Source organism: Streptomyces coacervatus, assembly GCF_029223485.1.
Taxonomy (GTDB): domain Bacteria; phylum Actinomycetota; class Actinomycetes; order Streptomycetales; family Streptomycetaceae; genus Streptomyces; species Streptomyces coacervatus.
The window spans coordinates 89,230-103,958 of sequence record NZ_JARHTP010000022.1 but is presented as its reverse complement, the minus strand read 5'-3'; the positions used below and the strand labels follow the sequence as shown (position 1 = coordinate 103,958).

The window sequence follows — 14,729 nt, the reverse complement described above, 5'->3', positions numbered from 1 at the left end:
GACGGCGGGTGCGTCAGGAGGAACTCGGGGCCGGGATGTAGCGGCGGCGGAGCAGCGCGCGGTCGGCCTTGCCGACGACAGTGCGCGGGATCCGGTCGAACGCCAGGACCGCACCGGTCAGCCCGTGCGCGGCGAGGAGCTCGTCGACAGCGGTGACGGCGTCGTCGTCGGAGGTCCCCGGTGTCGCGCGCAGCACCACGAGCACGCGCTTGCTCAGGATGTCCGTGTCGGCGGCGAGGCTGACGGATTCGGCGACCGGGCAGTGCTGCGCGATGAGTTCGTCGAGGAGAGGAGTGGCCAGGGGACCGTCCGTGGCCAGCACCAGGTCGGTGACGCGCCCGAGCAGGCGGAGGCCGCCGTCGGCCAGGCGCTGGGCGACGTCGCCGGTCCAGAAGTCGGGGCCACGGAAGGTGGCCGCATTGGCCTCGGCGTCGTCCAGGTAGCCGTTGCTGGTGCAGTCGGAGGTGAGCACCAGATGGCCGAGGCCGTCCCGGTCGTACCCGGCAAGTGGCTCCAGACGGGCGCGCACGCCCGCGACCTCGTGCATACCGCCGACGGTCTGCACCTCGTCCGCCATGTTGCCCAGGGCGAGGCCGAACTCGGTCGAGCCGTAGATGTGGCGGATGCGGATGCCGAGCACCTCGGCAGCGGTGGCGATGAGGGCCGGACTCGCGTACGCGCCGCCGCACATCGGGCGGCGCAGCCGGGTCAGATCGGTGCCGGGCCGTTGCCGGGCGGCCGCGATCAGGTCCTCGTAGTGGTTGGGCAGCATGCTGGTGTACGTGGCACCGGTCGCGGCCAGCTGCGACAGCAGCGTCGCGGGTTCCGCGCCCGGGTCGGCGAGGATCAGACGGGCCCCGGCGAGCAGCGCCGCGAAGGCGTGCAGGTCGGTCGCGTGCGCCACGTCCAGGGTGTGCCTGCAGAAGAACGCGTCGTGTTCGGTCGCTTCGATGTGGGCGATCCAGCGCCGGCGCTCGCGAACGAAGGGTTCCTGGCGCCAGGTGACGAGCTTGGGCGCCTTCGTCGAGCCGGAGGTCCACAGCATCCGGAAGGTTCCCGGCGTGAACGCCCGTCCCTCCGGCGCGGACGCCCGTCCCTCCGGCGCAGCGTCGGCCGCGGCTGCGGAGGCCCCCAGCTCGGCGAGGTCCACCCGGGGCAGAGTGACGCCTGCGCGATGGTGGTTCTCGGGGCCGACCCAGAGCGCGGGCTGCGTCATCCGCAGGGCACGGGCCACGGCGGCGGCGTCGAAGTCGGCGAGCAGCGGGACATAGGCGGCACCGGCCGCGCACAGTCCGAGCAGGAAGGCGATGTAGGAGGCGTCGTTGGCCAGCCCCGAGCAGACGACCACGCGGCCCTCGGTGACGCCGCGGGCGCGCAGGCCGACCGCGATCCGGTCGGCCTGCGCGAGCAGTTCGGTGTACGAGGTGCGCTCGCCGGCCGTGGTCTCGACTGCGATCGAGTCCGGCCGGCGGCGCGCGATTTCGCGAATTGCTGTGTAGAGCTCCGTCATCAGGAGACCCAGCCCGCATAGGTGGCGAAGCGGAAGTCCTTGGCGAGGCAGTCGACGCTGCGGAATCCGGCGTCGCGCAGCCACTGCAATTGGGTTTCCAGGTCGATGCAGACGTCGAATTTCATCCGCTCGCGGCCGGCCGCCCATTCGTGCGCCGGCGCCTGCTCACGGGCCACGTGCAGTTCGTGCTGACTGTCGTAGAGGGATTCCAGGTGCGGCAGCGGGCCTTGCACCTGCTCGACGTTGACAAAGACGCCGCCGGGGCGCAGCGCGTCGCGGATGCGCCCGAACAGGTGGCGCTTGTCGGTGTGGCTCAGATGGTGGATCGCAAGACCGGAGACGACCGCGTCGAACTGCCCTTCCGGCAGCGGGTCGGTCAGGTCGCCGGTCTGCACGGTGACCCCCTCCTGGCTGGCGAAACGGCTACGGGCCTGCGTCAGCATCAGTTCCGAGCGGTCGACAAGTACCACGTTCGCCCGGGGGAGTTCACGGAGGATCGCCGCGCTCAGCAGACCGGTGCCGGCGCCGAGGTCGAGTACCCGTGGCGCGGCCGGCACGGTCGCCGCGACGGTACGTACCGCGGCCTCGTAGATCAGGTCGAACGACGGGATCAGCTGACGACGCAGCGCGTCGAACGTGGTCGGGTCCCAGAGGTCATTTCCCTTGATCTCAAATGCTTGAGTCACGTCTTCTCTCCGTTCGTCACCATGCCGCTGATGCGGAACCGTGGTGAGTATTACGGCGCCAAAGAAGTGGCGTCAACGCCGTTGCCGTAAAGCGCAATAGGTCGTTGCGGTAAAGCGCAATGGCACTTCCTTTTAACCATTTTCTTACCCGTCTTCGCTTCTGCGCAGTTTTCTGGATGGCCGCTACATCGGTGGTTAGCATGCTTTGCAATTTATGCGCGAGGAGTGTCCATGACGAACGAATTCGCGGCCCGCCCGATCTGGAATGAGCAGCGGCCGAGCCCCATGCCGGCTCACCGCTACCGCCCGTACGCCGAGGAGGTCGAACCAGTTCTGCTGCCGGACCGGACCTGGCCGGACCGGACGATCACCCGTGCCCCGCTGTGGTGCTCGGTCGATCTGCGCGACGGCAACCAGGCCCTCGCGGTGCCGATGGACCCGGCCCGCAAGCACCGCTTCTTCCAACTGCTCGTGCGGATGGGCTACAAGGAGATCGAGGTCGGCTTCCCCGCGGCCAGCGCGACGGATCTCACCTTCATCCGGGAGATCATCGAGAGCGACGCCATCCCGGACGACGTCCGCATCCAGGTCCTCTCGCCGTGCCGGCCCGAGCTCATCGACCGCACGGTCGAGGCCGTCGCCGGGGCGCGCAAGGTGACCCTGCACATCTACAACCCGACCTCCGAGCTGCAGCGCCGGGTGGTCTTCCGTCAGGAGCGGGCGGAGATCCGCGAGCTCGCCGTCGCGTCGGCCCGCCGTCTCGCCGCGGCCGCCGAGTCGCTGAGCGGTGCCGATGTGCGCCTGCAGTACTCGCCGGAGTCGTTCACCGGCACTGAACTGGGCTTCTCGGCCGAGGTCTGCAACGCCGTCCTCGACGTCTGGCAGCCCACCCCGCAGCGCCCGGCCACGATATGCCTGCCGGCCACGGTGGAGATGACCACCCCGAACACGTATGCCGACTCCATCGAGTGGATGAGCCGCAATCTGGAGCGGCGCGACTCGGTCCTTCTCTCGCTGCACCCGCACAACGACCGCGGCACTGCCGTCGCCGCCGCCGAACTCGGCCTCGCCGCCGGCGCGGACCGTATCGAGGGCTGTCTGTTCGGCAACGGCGAACGCACCGGCAACGTCTGCCTGGTCACGCTGGGCATGAACCTGTTCAGCCGCGGCGTCGACCCCGAGATCGACTTCTCCGACCTGGGCGAGGTCCGCCGGGTCGTGGAGGAGTGCACGGAACTGCCGGTGCACGAACGCCATCCCTGGGGCGGCGAGCTCGTCTTCACCGCCTTCTCCGGCGGTCACCAGGACGCCATCAGCAAGGGGATCTCGGCACTCGCCGACGAGGCCCGGTCCAGCGGCGGCGACCTGCGCGACGAGCATTGGCAAGTGCCGTACCTGCCGATCGACCCCGGCGATGTCGGCCGCGAGTACGAACCGGTCGTCCGGGTCAACTCGCAGTCCGGCAAGGGCGGCGTGGCGTTCGTGCTCAACGACTCCTACGGTCTGCGGCTGCCCCAGCAACTGCGTGCGGAGTTCGCCGTCCTGGTCCAGCAGGTCACGGACCGCGAAGGCGGCGAACTGAGCCCGCCACAACTGCGTGAGCTTTTCGACACCGCGTACACACCCGCACCCGGCCCGCTGCGACTCCTCGACCACACGCCGTCCTCCGTGACGGTCAGTCTTGACGGCATCGACAAAGAAATACCCCTGACCGGGACCGAGCCGCTGCCTGCATTCGCCGACGCACTCACCCAACTCGGCCTGGAACTCACCATCACCGCGGCCACGGCACACGAACTGCCCGACGGCCAGGCAATTGCCTATCTGAACAGCGGCGGGACCTGGGCCGTCGGTACCGGCGAAGACACCGTCGCAGCGGAACTCGGCGCCGCCGTCGGCATCGTAAACAAATCTATTTATGGGCGCGATAAACAAATGGACTTGGACCGTTCGTGATGCCTCTGGGTAGGCTGGCGCGAAACGAAGTCGACAGTGTATTCGGCGTTTCTCCGAAGGGAATAGAGGAATTACGGCATGCCTGATCCGCAGCAGAACAGCTATCCGCTCCTGGCCGATTTCACGGCGGCGCTCACCACGTCAACCTTCGGAAAATGGCAGGAACTCGTCGACGACTACGCCCATCGCGCCGAGCTCGCCGGGGAGTGCCGACGCCTTGCGGACCTGGCCTTCTTCGGCCAGGACGCCGCGGCGCGCACCCATCTGCACGACGTACTCGCGGTCGTCTACGCCCACGAGTTCAGCCAGTCCGCGTCACGCAACCCCGACCAGGACCCCCAGCCGATCCTGCGGGACGTCACGAGCATCCTTGAGAACGCCGTGCTGGACAACGAGTTCCGGCAGGTGCCCGAGGAACTGCTGAGCGGCTATCCCACCGGCGAGAAGGAGTACGTGCGCTGGCTCAAGGCCCTCATCCAGGACCACCCGGCGAGCGCCCACCCGATGTACTCCGAGCACCTGGCGAACTCGGCGACCGTCGAGGACATACGCTTCCTGCTGGCCCAGGAGACCTCCCTGGACCCCCGCTTCGACGACATCCTCGCAGTCATGCAGCTGGGCGCGACCGGCGCCGAGAAGATGGAGATCGCGGCGAACTACTGGGACGAGATGGGCAACGGCGACTTCGCCGACGTCCATACGACGCTCTTCTCCCAGTGCCTCACCTCGATCGGCGTCGACCAGGACTACGTCGAGTCGAATCTGCTGCTCGTCGCCAAGGAATGCGGCAACATCTCGGCCGGCCTCGCGCTCAGCCGCCGGCACTACCTGCGCGCCATCGGCTACTTCGGCGTCACCGAGTTCCTCGCCCCCCGGCGTTTCCGCCAGTTGGTCACCGCATGGGACCGCCTCGGGCTCCCGCCGGAGGGCAAGGTCTACCACGACATCCACATCAACATCGACGCCCAGCACGCGGCCGGCTGGTACAAGAACGTCATCGGGCCGGTCGTCGAGCGCGACCCCGCCGCCGGCCGCGAGGTGGCGCTCGGCACCTTCGTGCGGCTCAACACCTCCGCGCACTACCTCGACCGGGTCCTCGATGCGTGTCTGAAGCAGCCCCAGCCAGCCTGAACCACTGCTGCCCCGCCTCCCTCCCCTCGAAAGGCATCGACCGTGACTCTCAACGCGCAGCACTTTCAGGTCTTCGACCTCCCCGAGACGGGTGAGGACATTCTGAAGAGCTTCGAGGACCTCGCCTTCGACGAGTACATCGGCAACGGCAACCGCTGGCGCCGCTTCTCCCAGTACCGGCTCGAACACCGGGACGGCGCCTGGGACTTCGAGCGGCTCCCGCACCGCCCGTATGTCACCTACTCCAAGTTCAACCCGATAGCGGGCGGGATCCGGCGGCACTACCAGCCGATCCAGATCGACCTGGTCGAGCACATCCGGGAGGCCTGCGCCCAGATTCCGTTGCCCGAGGACGACGTCTGGCAGATCAACGTCCACCAGTACCGGGTCATCGCCAACAAGGAGCTGCAGGGCGTCGTCGTCCCGGAGGGCGTGCACCAGGACGGCCACGAGTTCGTGGTGATCTCCGTCTACAACCGTGTCGGCATCACCGGCGCCGAGCTGACCCTGCGAAGCGGCGACGACAAGGAAAAGCCCATCTACACCGCGACCCTGCCGGCGGGGCAGGCCATCGCGTTCGACGACCGTGCGCTGTGGCACTACGTCACCGACATCGTGCCGATCGAGGAGGAGGGCCACCGCGACATCACGGTGGTGTCGTTCTCGCGCTGGGGCGAGCGCTGGTACGGCGATGCCTTCGAGGAGGACGCCATCGGTGAGGGCCGGTGACGACCACCCTCGTGAAGTACCACACCCTCGGCAACGACTACCTCGTTGCCGACCCGGAGCTCGGCGCGCCCGCGCCGGGCGCCGCGGCCACCCGGGCCCTGTGCGACCGGCGCACCGGCGTCGGGGCGGACGGGGTGCTGTACGGCCCGCTCCCCGCCGCGGGTCCGGTGGCCGACACGCAGGACACGTTCGATGTACGGGTCTTCAACGCCGACGGTTCCGAGTGCGCGCGCAGCGCGAACGGTCTGCGTATCTTCGCCCGTTACCTGCGCGAGCACGGCCGCACCCGCCGCGACGAGATCACGCTGCGGACACCCGGCGGAGACGTGAGGGTGCGGCTCGGCAGCCCGGTCACCGCCGCCAGCACGATCGACCTGGGCTCGTGGACGCACCACAGTCCCGCACTGGCCGGCGGTGCGGAGCTGATCGGTGTGCCCCTGGAGATCGAGCCGGGCACCGAAGTGAACGCGACGGCGGTCCACAACGGCGTGCCGCATCTGGTCGCGCTGGTCGACGACGCGACCGCCGAGCTCGCGGCCCGGATCGGCCCGGCGATCGTCGGGTACGCCGGCTTCGCGGAGCGGCCCAACGCCGAGCTGCTCACCGTCGAGGACCGGCGCACCCTGCGGGTCCAGATCTGGGAGCGGGGTGTCGGTTACGCTCCGGCCTCCGGCAGCGGTGCCTGCGCAGCCGCCTGCGCCGCCCACCGGCTGGGGCTCACCGATCCCTCGGTGACCGTGGTCATGCCCGGCGGCACCGTGGCCGTGGAGATCACGAAGGACGAGCGGGTGCTGCTCTCCGGACCCAGTTCCTGCGTCGGCCGGGTGACCTTGGCCGACGAGTTCGTGCCGCACCTGGGCGCGGAGGGGCCGCAGTGAACCGGGCCCTGAAGATCCTTCCCGGCGGCTGCCCGCTGGACTGCCCGGACGCGTGCTCCTGGCAGGTCGAGGTCGAGGACGGCGTCGCCGTGCGGCTGCGCGGAAACCCGGACCATCCGTACACCCGCGGCACCCTGTGCGTGAAGGTGAACCAGTACCTGGAGCACACCCGGGCCCCCGACCGGCTGCTGCATCCCCTGCGCCGGACCGGGCGCAAGGGCGAGGGGCGGTTCGAGCGGATCGGCTGGGACGAGGCGCTCGACGAGATCGCCGACCGCCTCACGGAGGTGATCGACCGGTACGGCGGACAGGCCGTCTGGCCCTACCAGGGAACCGGGAACCTGGGCTATCTGCAGGGCCTCCAGGGGCGCGCCGGCAGCCGGCTGTGGAACACCCTGGGCGCCTCCCGCCACGACCTGACGATCTGCTCGATCGCGGGCCTGGTGGGCACCGGTTACACGCTCGGCACCAGCCGGGGCATCGACCCGGAGGATCTGCGCCACGCCCGGCTGATCCTGTTGTGGGGCTGCAACACGCTCACCACGAGCCACCACCTGTGGAAGGTGCTGTCGCAGGCGCAGCGGTCCGGGGCGTACGTCGTGGCCATCGATCCGGTCCTGACGAAGACGGCCCGGCTCGCCGACGAGCATGTGCCGCTCAACCCCGGCACGGATGCCGCGTTCGCCCTAGGGCTGCTCAACGTGGTGATATCGCTCGGCGCCGAGGACCGTGCGTACTTGGCGGAGCACACGGTGGGCTGGCCCGAGTTCCGCGCACGCATCGAGCAGTTCACGCCGGAGCGTACGGCGGAGATCTGCGGGCTGCCGGTGGAGACGGTCGAGAGACTCGGGCGGCGCCTGGCCGTCACCCGGCCCACCGGGATGAAGGCGGCGCAGGGGATCCAGCGGCACGCCGGGGGCGGCATGGCGCTGCGTACGCTGGCGGCGCTGCCCGGGGTGACGGGTGACTGGAAGCTCCCGGGCGGCGGTCTGGCCTACTCGACGGACGGCTACTTCGGCGGCGACCGTGAAGCCCTCTTCCGTGACGACCTGCTGCCGGGGCCGGTACGAAGCCTCTCGATGACCCGCCTCGGCGAGGCGCTCACCACGGTCGACGATCCGCCGGTCAAGGCGTTGTTCGTCTACGGGGCCAACCCGGCCACGGCGGTGGGCGGCCAGAGCCAGGTGCATGCGGGCCTGCTGCGCGAAGACCTGTTCACCGTGGTCATGGAGCATTTCCGCACCGACACGGTGGACTACGCCGACATCGTGCTGCCGGCCACGATGCAGACGGAGCACACCGATCTGCTCGACGGGTACGGGCACATGTACATCACCTGGAACGAGCCCGCGGTCGCTCCGCCCGGTGAGTGCCTGTCGACCACGGAGACATTCCGCAGGCTCGCCGCGCGGCTGGGCCTGACGGATCCGAGCCTCTTCGACTCCGACGAGGACCTCGCCCGGCAGCTGCTGTCCGGCGGCCACCCGTCCCTGGACGGCGTCGGCCTGGACCGGCTGCGCCGGGAGGGCTACGTCCGGCTCAACTATCCCAGCCCCTTCGTTCCGTTCGCGGACGGCTTTCCCACACCGTCGGGGAAGCTGGAGTTCGTGTCCGCGACGGCCGCAGCCGATGGGTACGACCCGCTGACCGGATACACGCCTCCCAAGGAGGCCGCGGATTCGGAGCTGGCACGCCGGCTGCCGCTGGTGCTCATCTCGTCGGCCTCGCACTTCTTCCTCAACACGACGTTCGCGAACAAGGAATCACTGGTACGCCGGGCCGGGGCACCCTTCGTGGAGTTGCATCCCGACGATGCTGCGGCCCGGGGGCTGGTCGAGGGGCAGCAGGTGCGGATCTTCAACGACCGGGGCGCCTTCACCGCGCAGCTGCACGTGAGCGATTCGGTGCGGCCGGGGGTGGCCCGCACGACCAAGGGTTGGTGGGCGAAACTCACCGGGAATCGGGCGGGGGTCAACGCCACCGTGGCCGAGCGGGACTCGGACATGGGCGGTGGCGCCGTCTACCACGACAACCGCGTCGAGGTGTCCGCGACCGAGCAGCGAGGGTGAGGAATGGACGACAACGAGGCAGGGCGCGCGGAGCTCCTCCTGGAAGCACAGGACAAGGCGGAGAAACTCTTCGAGGAGATCGGGTACCGGCAGCTGATCGTCGCCGGGAAGGGTGAGCGGGAACTCAGCGATCAGATCCGGGACTTGGCGCACGAGATGTTCGGCATCGAACGCTTCTGGCACAAGCGCATCGTGCGCGCGGGCCCGAATACCCTGCACCCCTACCGCGTGAACCCCCCGGACCGTCTGATCGCCGAGGACGACATCGTGTTCTGCGACTTCGGGCCACTCCTCGAACAGTGGGAAGCCGATTTCGGCCGGACGTACGTGCTCGGTGACGACCCGGTGAAGCATCGTCTCCGCGACGACCTGCCGGTCATCTTCGACGCCGGCCGCCGCTACTTCCAGGGCCGGCCGGACATCACCGGCGGCCAGCTGTTCGCCGAGATCCAACGGCTGGCAGGCGGGGCGGGCTGGGAGATCGGCGCCACCCACGCCGGACACCTGGTCGGGGAGTTCCCGCACGAGCGCATCAACGGCGACGACATCGAGTACTACATCACCACCGGCAGCGACGAGCCGATGCGCCGCCCCGACCGCGCCGGGCGGCTGTGCCACTGGATTCTGGAGATCCACCTCGTCGACCGGCCCCGAGGATTCGGCGGCTTCTACGAGGCGTTGCTCGACCTCGGCTGATGGCGTACGGCCGCCGCCATGTCCGCGGCGGCCGATGACCCGAACGTCACGGAGCCGGTCAGGCCGCGTTTCCGGGCACCCATGCGGGTTCGTCGACCAACGGGAACCGCCGAAGCGCCGCTTGGGCGACGGAGAACGCGGGCTCGACCACGTGGGCCGGCGTGCCCGGCGCGCAGACGAAGGAGACCGGCACGGATCCGGGACTGAACGGCAACATGCCTGCGGGGACGGGCGTCAGATTCCACTTCTCGCCGCCGCCCGCGAGCAGGCCGGTGACGCCGAGTCCGGCCCGGGTGGCCGCTCGCAGGCCGGCCAGGTCGGGGCCTTCGTAGGCAAGGTGCCAGGGAACTCCCTGGCTTTCGAGGGCGCTGACGATGTGGGTTCGCGTATTGCACGGCTCGACGGGCAGCACCATCGGAAGGGAACGGCCGGCGGCCAGGCCCGCGGCGTCGTGTGCGTACCAGGCCAACTGCAGCGAGCCGAGCGAGCGGCGCCGTTCACCGTGGGAGGCGCCGATGATGACGGCGACGTCGGTCTCCTGCTCGGCCGTCCGCGCGGCAATGTGCTCACTGGCGCCGATCCGCGCGGTCAGCGTGACCCGGGGCAGCGCGCGCCTGAGGCCGACGAGCAGGTCGTGGAGGACGTCCTCCAATTGCTCCGAGACGCCTATGGTGAGCCGGAGGCCGTCCCTCGGTGCAGTCAGCCGGGCCATTGCCTCGTCATTGACGGTGAGCATTTTGCGAGCATAGAAAAGCAGTTCCTCACCGGCATCGCTGAGTTCGAGCCGGCCCCTGGTTCTGACGAAGACCGGGCCGTGCAGAAGGGCCTCAAGCCGGCGAATGTGATAGCTTACCGCGGGCTGAGTGAGCGCGAGCGCATCGGCCGCCCGCCGGAAACTCCCCGTTTCCACTATCGTGTTCAGCGTTCGCAGCTGATTCACGTCGAGATTACGAGACATGATCGTTCGTTCTGAACTCATAAATCTTCACTTTCGCACTCGGCAGGCCGCCTGGAACATCCCCCGTAATTCGAATTGATCTTCAGTTCGTCATGGCAGGTCGGCGCGGGCCCGGGCAGGTGGTGCAGGTGCGGCTGCGGGCGCCAACGGCGATGCCGAGCTGGAAGCGGTTGTTGATGCCTAACTCGTCCATCATGGAACGGAGCATGTAGGTCACGGTGCGACGGCTGACACCGAGCTGCCGGGCCGCGCTGGCGTCGGTATGACCGGTGGCCAGTAAGGCGATCAGTCTTTCGTGGCGGTTCTCGGCGATGGCGCCGTGCCGCCTCTGGTCGCAAATGTTGCACATTACTCGAACCAATCTGAGATTGTCATGCTGGTCGAATGATGAAGAACACCCGGCCCTGCCGATCGGGACAGACAGCCGGACGATCACGTGAAGGCGCCGCTGGCGGCCAAATACGAAATAGGACAACGATGTCAAGTGGGATCTTTGTGTGCGGAATTCCCCTACGCTCCCGGCCGGTCCAGGTGCCACGCAAAACGCTACGGTCGATCGACGGACTGAGCCACGCACTATCGATGAGTGGATACCGCATCGCCCGGCACGTATAGAAGCCCGGCCAGCCGCTGTTGGGTCAGTGTGCCCGGAACTGCATGAAACGTAAACAAACGCTGCCGTGACCGTGTACCCAACATCAGCGAATATTTGAAGTCCAAGCGGCCGACCCGGTCGTCCAGCACGCTCACGATCGCAGCGGCAGCCCTGGCGACGTGGTGCTCGTCCCACATCCGCGAGAATTCCGCGCTCGTTCCGCGCAGTTCGGCCACCAGTTCTGCAGCGGCCGGGTCATAGCCGCGCTCGGCCAGGATGAGGCGCAGGTGCGCAACGTAATTGTGGCCCATGGCCTCCTGTTGCTCCGCCGAGTTCAGCGCCAGCTGCCGCCAGCCGTCTCCCGAGCAGAACCAGTGCCAGAACAGGTTTCCCTCCCAGCCGGGCAGGCCGACGAGGTGACCGAAAAGCGTTGTGTGCAACTCGTTCTGTGCCACGAGGGTGCCGAGGTCGTCCGTGACGAACGCCGGGCACGTCGCCTCCACCGCCCGCATCACGGAGAACAGTTCGGGATCGACGACGTCGTCCGGGTTCTCCGCCGTGGGCTCGTTGCGGCCGGCCAGCAGGTACAGGTAGGCGCGCGCGTCCGGGGCCAGCCGCAATGCGCTGGCCAGCCCGGCGAGGATGGCGGCCGACGGCTGCGGGCCACGCCCCTGCTCCAGCCGTTCGTAGTAGGTCGTCGACATGTTCGCCAGGCGTGCCACCTCGTCCCGGCGCAGCCCCGGTGTCCGGCGCCGTTGGCCGGACTGCAGCCCGACCACCTCTGGTGACAGAGCATCACGTCGCCGGCGCAGGAAATCGGCCAGCGCCTCCCGTGTGGTCGACTCGGTGTTTTCGTTCATCGGCAAAGCCACCCTGCACAAGCCACAAGCACCCCACCCTGGTAACGCGTTGGTGACTACGGCCCTGAGGACGGCGGCCAGGCCCCGGGAGGTTCCGATGCAGGCTGCACAGCCGGAGGACCGAGCCGAGTTCGTGGTGATCCTGGACGCTCGATCTCTGTGCCGCAAGGGTGTGTTTATGCCGTTGGCTGATCTTGACCGGGTGCGATGGGGCAACCCGGAATATTCCGACAAATCCGCTCTCGGCCGGTAATACGCCATAGACCTGCGTTTATAAAACCTCTTTATCGGCGCTTCGAAATGCGCGATTGTGCGACGGTCGGGCATAAGAAAATTTGATCGTTATCCGGAGCGTAATTTCGTGGGCCGGCCGTATATTTTGATCATTGCATCCGGGGGGACCGATGGGAGTTTCTCACCATGCTCGAAGTGATTCATCATGCCCGGCGCCCCGGTGCGGGGCCGACCGTGTTGTTCGTCCCGGGCCTGGGAATGACCTCGCACTGTTTCGCACACATGGCGGCCGCCCTCGGCCCGGAATACGACATCGTCACCGTGGACCTGCGCGGGCACGGGGCCAGCCCCGAACCCCCGCTCGGCTGGACCCTCGAGGACGCCGCGACCGATCTGGCACAGGTCGTCGAGCAGCTCGACCTCCATGACGTGACGCTCGTCGGGTGGTCGCTCGGCGCGACCGTCACCTACAACTACCTCGACCGGTACGGGACCGACCGGGTCTCCCGCCTGGTCTCCGTGGAGATGTCGCCGCACCTGCTGCGGGAGGAGGGTTGGGAGCATGCGGCGTTCGGCGGTCTGGACGCGGCCGGCGCGCTGCAGGCCACCCAGCAGCAGTGGACCGACCCGGACGCGTACCTCACAGCCCTGGTCGAGAACTGCTTCGCGTCCGGGAGCGACCCCGAACCCGGCACGCTGCGGCCGCTGTTGGAAGAATCGCTGAAGACCTCGCGGCTGGCGCTGCTGGCCCTGTGGAGCGGGGTCCTCACGCAGGACTGGCGCGAGCGGATCGGTGTACTGACGCTGCCGACCCTGCTGCTGCACGGGGCGAAGAGCCGGATCTTCCCCACCGAGGTCGGCAAGTGGCTGCTGGGTGCGCTCCCCGACGCCCGGCTTGAGATGTTCCCGGAGAGCGGCCACGCTCCCTTCCTGGAGGAACCGGACCGGTTCGTCCGCGTGCTGCGCGACTTCATGGACGGGACGGCGGGCGAGTGAACCGGCTGCGCGGCAACCCCTGGGCGACGCTGGTGGTGTTGTCCCTGGGCTACTTCATGACCTTGCTGGACTCGACGATCGTCACCATCGCGATCCCCAGCATCATCGACTCGATGCACGCCACGCTGCCCCAGGTGCTCTGGGCGTTGAACAGCTACATCATCGCCATCACCGTACTGTTGATCACCGCGGGCCGGTTGGGCGACCGGTACGGCCCGCGGCAGATATTCGTCGTGGGCGTCCTGCTCTTCACCGTCGCGAGCCTGCTGTGCGGGCTCGCGACAGGACCCGGCATCCTGGTGGGTGCGCGCGTACTCCAGGGTGCCGGCGCCGCGCTGCTGATGCCGCAGAGCCTGACCCTGATCGTGGCATCCTTCCCGCGCGAGCGACGCGGCACGGCACTGGGGGTGTGGGCCGCGATCGGCGGGGTGGCCTCGGTGCTCGGCCCCGCTCTCGGCGGACTGTTGGTCAATGCGGCCGGCTGGCGGTGGATCTTCCTCATCAACCTGCCGATCGGCGTGCTCGTCGTGGTGGCGGGCCTGACGATCGTCTCCGACCTGCGGACGGGCCGGCAGCACTCCTTGGACGTGCTCGGCGTCGGCATCGCCTCGGTGGCCCTCGCCTGCTTCGCCTACGCCGTGACCAACGGCGCGGATCACCACTGGGGCCCCCTCATCTGGGCACTGCTGGCGGCAGCCGCGCTCTTCGGCACCGGCTTCACCGTCCGCCAGCGGCAGCGCCAGGACAGCGATCCGCTGGTGCCCTTCGCCCTCTTACGGATCCGCAGCTACACCGTGACGCTGGGGATCGCCGCGGCGGGCACCGGTGCCACCTTCGCCATCACGGTGGTTGCCGCGCTGTACTTCCAGTCGGTACTCGGCCTGAGCGCCTTCCGGGCAGGGGTGATACTCGCGCCGGCGTCGGCAATGTCCATGCTGATCGCCCTGGTCGCCGGTCGGCTGGCCGACCGGATCGAGGGCCGGTACATCCTGCTGACCGGCATGGTCGTACAGGGTGCCGGCATCCTGTGGACCGCGCTGCTGATGACGGGCTCGGTGCACTGGACGGCCTTCCTGGCCCCGATGGCGGTCATCGGCACGGGCAACGGCTGCTCGATCGCGCCGAGGACGACGGTCGCCATGCGCGAAGTGCCCCAGGCATTGACGGGTGCGGCCTCCGGGATCCTGGAAACGATGCGTCAGCTGGGCGCGATGGTCTTCACCGCGGGCGCCGTGGCGCTGGTGCAGGGGCTGCAATCGGTGACAGGCGGCAGCGGCCCGGCGATGCGCGCCGCCATGGTCCTGCCGATCGCGGTGCTGGCGCTCGGTGCCATGGCCTGTCTGGCGCTGCCGCGCGAGGCGGCCGAGCAGGCCGAGCCGGCCGTGCATGCACAGCCAGTACCGTCGGACTGACGGCGACCGACCTGAGGAG

Annotated in this window: 13 protein-coding genes; 8 read left to right on the top strand and 5 right to left on the bottom strand. The window is 68.6% G+C overall.

The window, feature by feature from the left end; all coding sequences use genetic code 11:
* Nucleotides 1–13: 13 nt before the first annotated feature.
* A complete protein-coding gene (locus P2Q00_RS41135) occupies nt 14–1,510 on the bottom strand; it encodes a class I adenylate-forming enzyme family protein (protein WP_275779754.1) in 1,497 nt (498 codons plus the stop codon).
* Complete coding sequence (locus P2Q00_RS41130; protein WP_275779752.1) at nt 1,510–2,196, bottom strand: class I SAM-dependent methyltransferase; 687 nt, start codon at nt 2,194–2,196, stop codon at nt 1,510–1,512. Before P2Q00_RS41130 ends, P2Q00_RS41135 begins: the two co-directional genes overlap by 1 nt.
* 231 nt (nt 2,197–2,427) lie before the next feature.
* Between P2Q00_RS41130 and leuA the strand changes: the two genes are divergently transcribed.
* The 6 genes from leuA (at nt 2,428) to P2Q00_RS41100 (ending at nt 9,655) form a co-directional block, all read left to right on the top strand.
* Nucleotides 2,428–4,152, top strand: a complete 1,725-nt coding sequence (gene leuA / locus P2Q00_RS41125; RefSeq protein WP_275779751.1) for a 2-isopropylmalate synthase — start codon at nt 2,428–2,430, stop codon at nt 4,150–4,152.
* A gap of 78 nt (nt 4,153–4,230) precedes the next feature.
* Nucleotides 4,231–5,283 (top strand): iron-containing redox enzyme family protein, encoded by a 1,053-nt coding sequence (locus P2Q00_RS41120; protein ID WP_275779750.1) that lies wholly within the window; start codon nt 4,231–4,233, stop codon nt 5,281–5,283.
* A gap of 42 nt (nt 5,284–5,325) precedes the next feature.
* Nucleotides 5,326–6,012: a 2OG-Fe dioxygenase family protein gene (locus P2Q00_RS41115; protein ID WP_275779749.1), complete on the top strand. Its 687-nt coding sequence runs from the start codon at nt 5,326–5,328 to the stop codon at nt 6,010–6,012.
* Nucleotides 6,009–6,890, top strand: coding sequence for a diaminopimelate epimerase (gene dapF, locus P2Q00_RS41110; protein ID WP_275779747.1), 882 nt, complete (start codon nt 6,009–6,011; stop codon nt 6,888–6,890). The genes P2Q00_RS41115 and dapF overlap by 4 nt, the downstream gene beginning before the upstream one ends.
* On the top strand, nt 6,887–8,959 hold the full coding sequence (locus tag P2Q00_RS41105; protein ID WP_275779744.1) for a molybdopterin-containing oxidoreductase family protein: 2,073 nt from the start codon (nt 6,887–6,889) through the stop codon (nt 8,957–8,959). The genes dapF and P2Q00_RS41105 overlap by 4 nt, the downstream gene beginning before the upstream one ends.
* Nucleotides 8,960–8,962: 3 nt before the next feature.
* Entirely contained in the window at nt 8,963–9,655 is a 693-nt protein-coding gene (locus P2Q00_RS41100) for a M24 family metallopeptidase (RefSeq protein WP_275779742.1), read from the top strand.
* A gap of 58 nt (nt 9,656–9,713) precedes the next feature.
* Here P2Q00_RS41100 and P2Q00_RS41095 read toward each other — a convergent pair whose 3' ends face one another.
* The 3 genes from P2Q00_RS41095 to P2Q00_RS41085 all read right to left on the bottom strand — a co-directional run bounded on the left by P2Q00_RS41095 (nt 9,714) and on the right by P2Q00_RS41085 (nt 12,068).
* Nucleotides 9,714–10,613, bottom strand: a complete 900-nt coding sequence (locus tag P2Q00_RS41095; RefSeq protein ID WP_275779740.1) for a LysR family transcriptional regulator — start codon at nt 10,611–10,613, stop codon at nt 9,714–9,716.
* 82 nt (nt 10,614–10,695) lie between these two features.
* The gene (locus P2Q00_RS41090; RefSeq protein WP_275779738.1) at nt 10,696–11,097 is read right to left on the bottom strand and encodes a LuxR C-terminal-related transcriptional regulator; all 402 of its coding nucleotides are present in this window, start codon (nt 11,095–11,097) and stop codon (nt 10,696–10,698) included.
* A 92-nt stretch (nt 11,098–11,189) separates the two neighbouring features.
* Nucleotides 11,190–12,068 carry a helix-turn-helix transcriptional regulator gene (locus tag P2Q00_RS41085; protein WP_275779736.1) on the bottom strand — a complete coding sequence of 293 codons (879 nt, stop codon included), beginning with the start codon at nt 12,066–12,068 and terminating at the stop codon, nt 11,190–11,192.
* A 420-nt stretch (nt 12,069–12,488) separates the two neighbouring features.
* Between P2Q00_RS41085 and P2Q00_RS41080 the strand changes: the two genes are divergently transcribed.
* Nucleotides 12,489–13,298, top strand: a complete 810-nt coding sequence (locus tag P2Q00_RS41080; protein ID WP_275779734.1) for an alpha/beta fold hydrolase — start codon at nt 12,489–12,491, stop codon at nt 13,296–13,298.
* Nucleotides 13,295–14,710 (top strand): MFS transporter, encoded by a 1,416-nt coding sequence (locus tag P2Q00_RS41075; protein WP_275779732.1) that lies wholly within the window; start codon nt 13,295–13,297, stop codon nt 14,708–14,710. The genes P2Q00_RS41080 and P2Q00_RS41075 overlap by 4 nt, the downstream gene beginning before the upstream one ends.
* Nucleotides 14,711–14,729 lie beyond the last annotated feature (19 nt).

What these genes read in the sequence shown, in the direction of transcription:
- leuA (WP_275779751.1), top strand. Translation starts at nt 2,428, where the DNA reads ATGACGAACGAATTCGCGGCCCGCCCGATCTGGAATGAGCAGCGGCCG.
- P2Q00_RS41100 (WP_275779742.1), top strand. Translation starts at nt 8,963, where the DNA reads ATGGACGACAACGAGGCAGGGCGCGCGGAGCTCCTCCTGGAAGCACAG.
- P2Q00_RS41120 (WP_275779750.1), top strand. Translation starts at nt 4,231, where the DNA reads ATGCCTGATCCGCAGCAGAACAGCTATCCGCTCCTGGCCGATTTCACG.
- P2Q00_RS41085 (WP_275779736.1), bottom strand. Translation starts at nt 12,068, where the DNA reads ATGAACGAAAACACCGAGTCGACCACACGGGAGGCGCTGGCCGATTTC.
- P2Q00_RS41080 (WP_275779734.1), top strand. Translation starts at nt 12,489, where the DNA reads ATGCTCGAAGTGATTCATCATGCCCGGCGCCCCGGTGCGGGGCCGACC.
- P2Q00_RS41095 (WP_275779740.1), bottom strand. Translation starts at nt 10,613, where the DNA reads ATGTCTCGTAATCTCGACGTGAATCAGCTGCGAACGCTGAACACGATA.
- P2Q00_RS41135 (WP_275779754.1), bottom strand. Translation starts at nt 1,510, where the DNA reads ATGACGGAGCTCTACACAGCAATTCGCGAAATCGCGCGCCGCCGGCCG.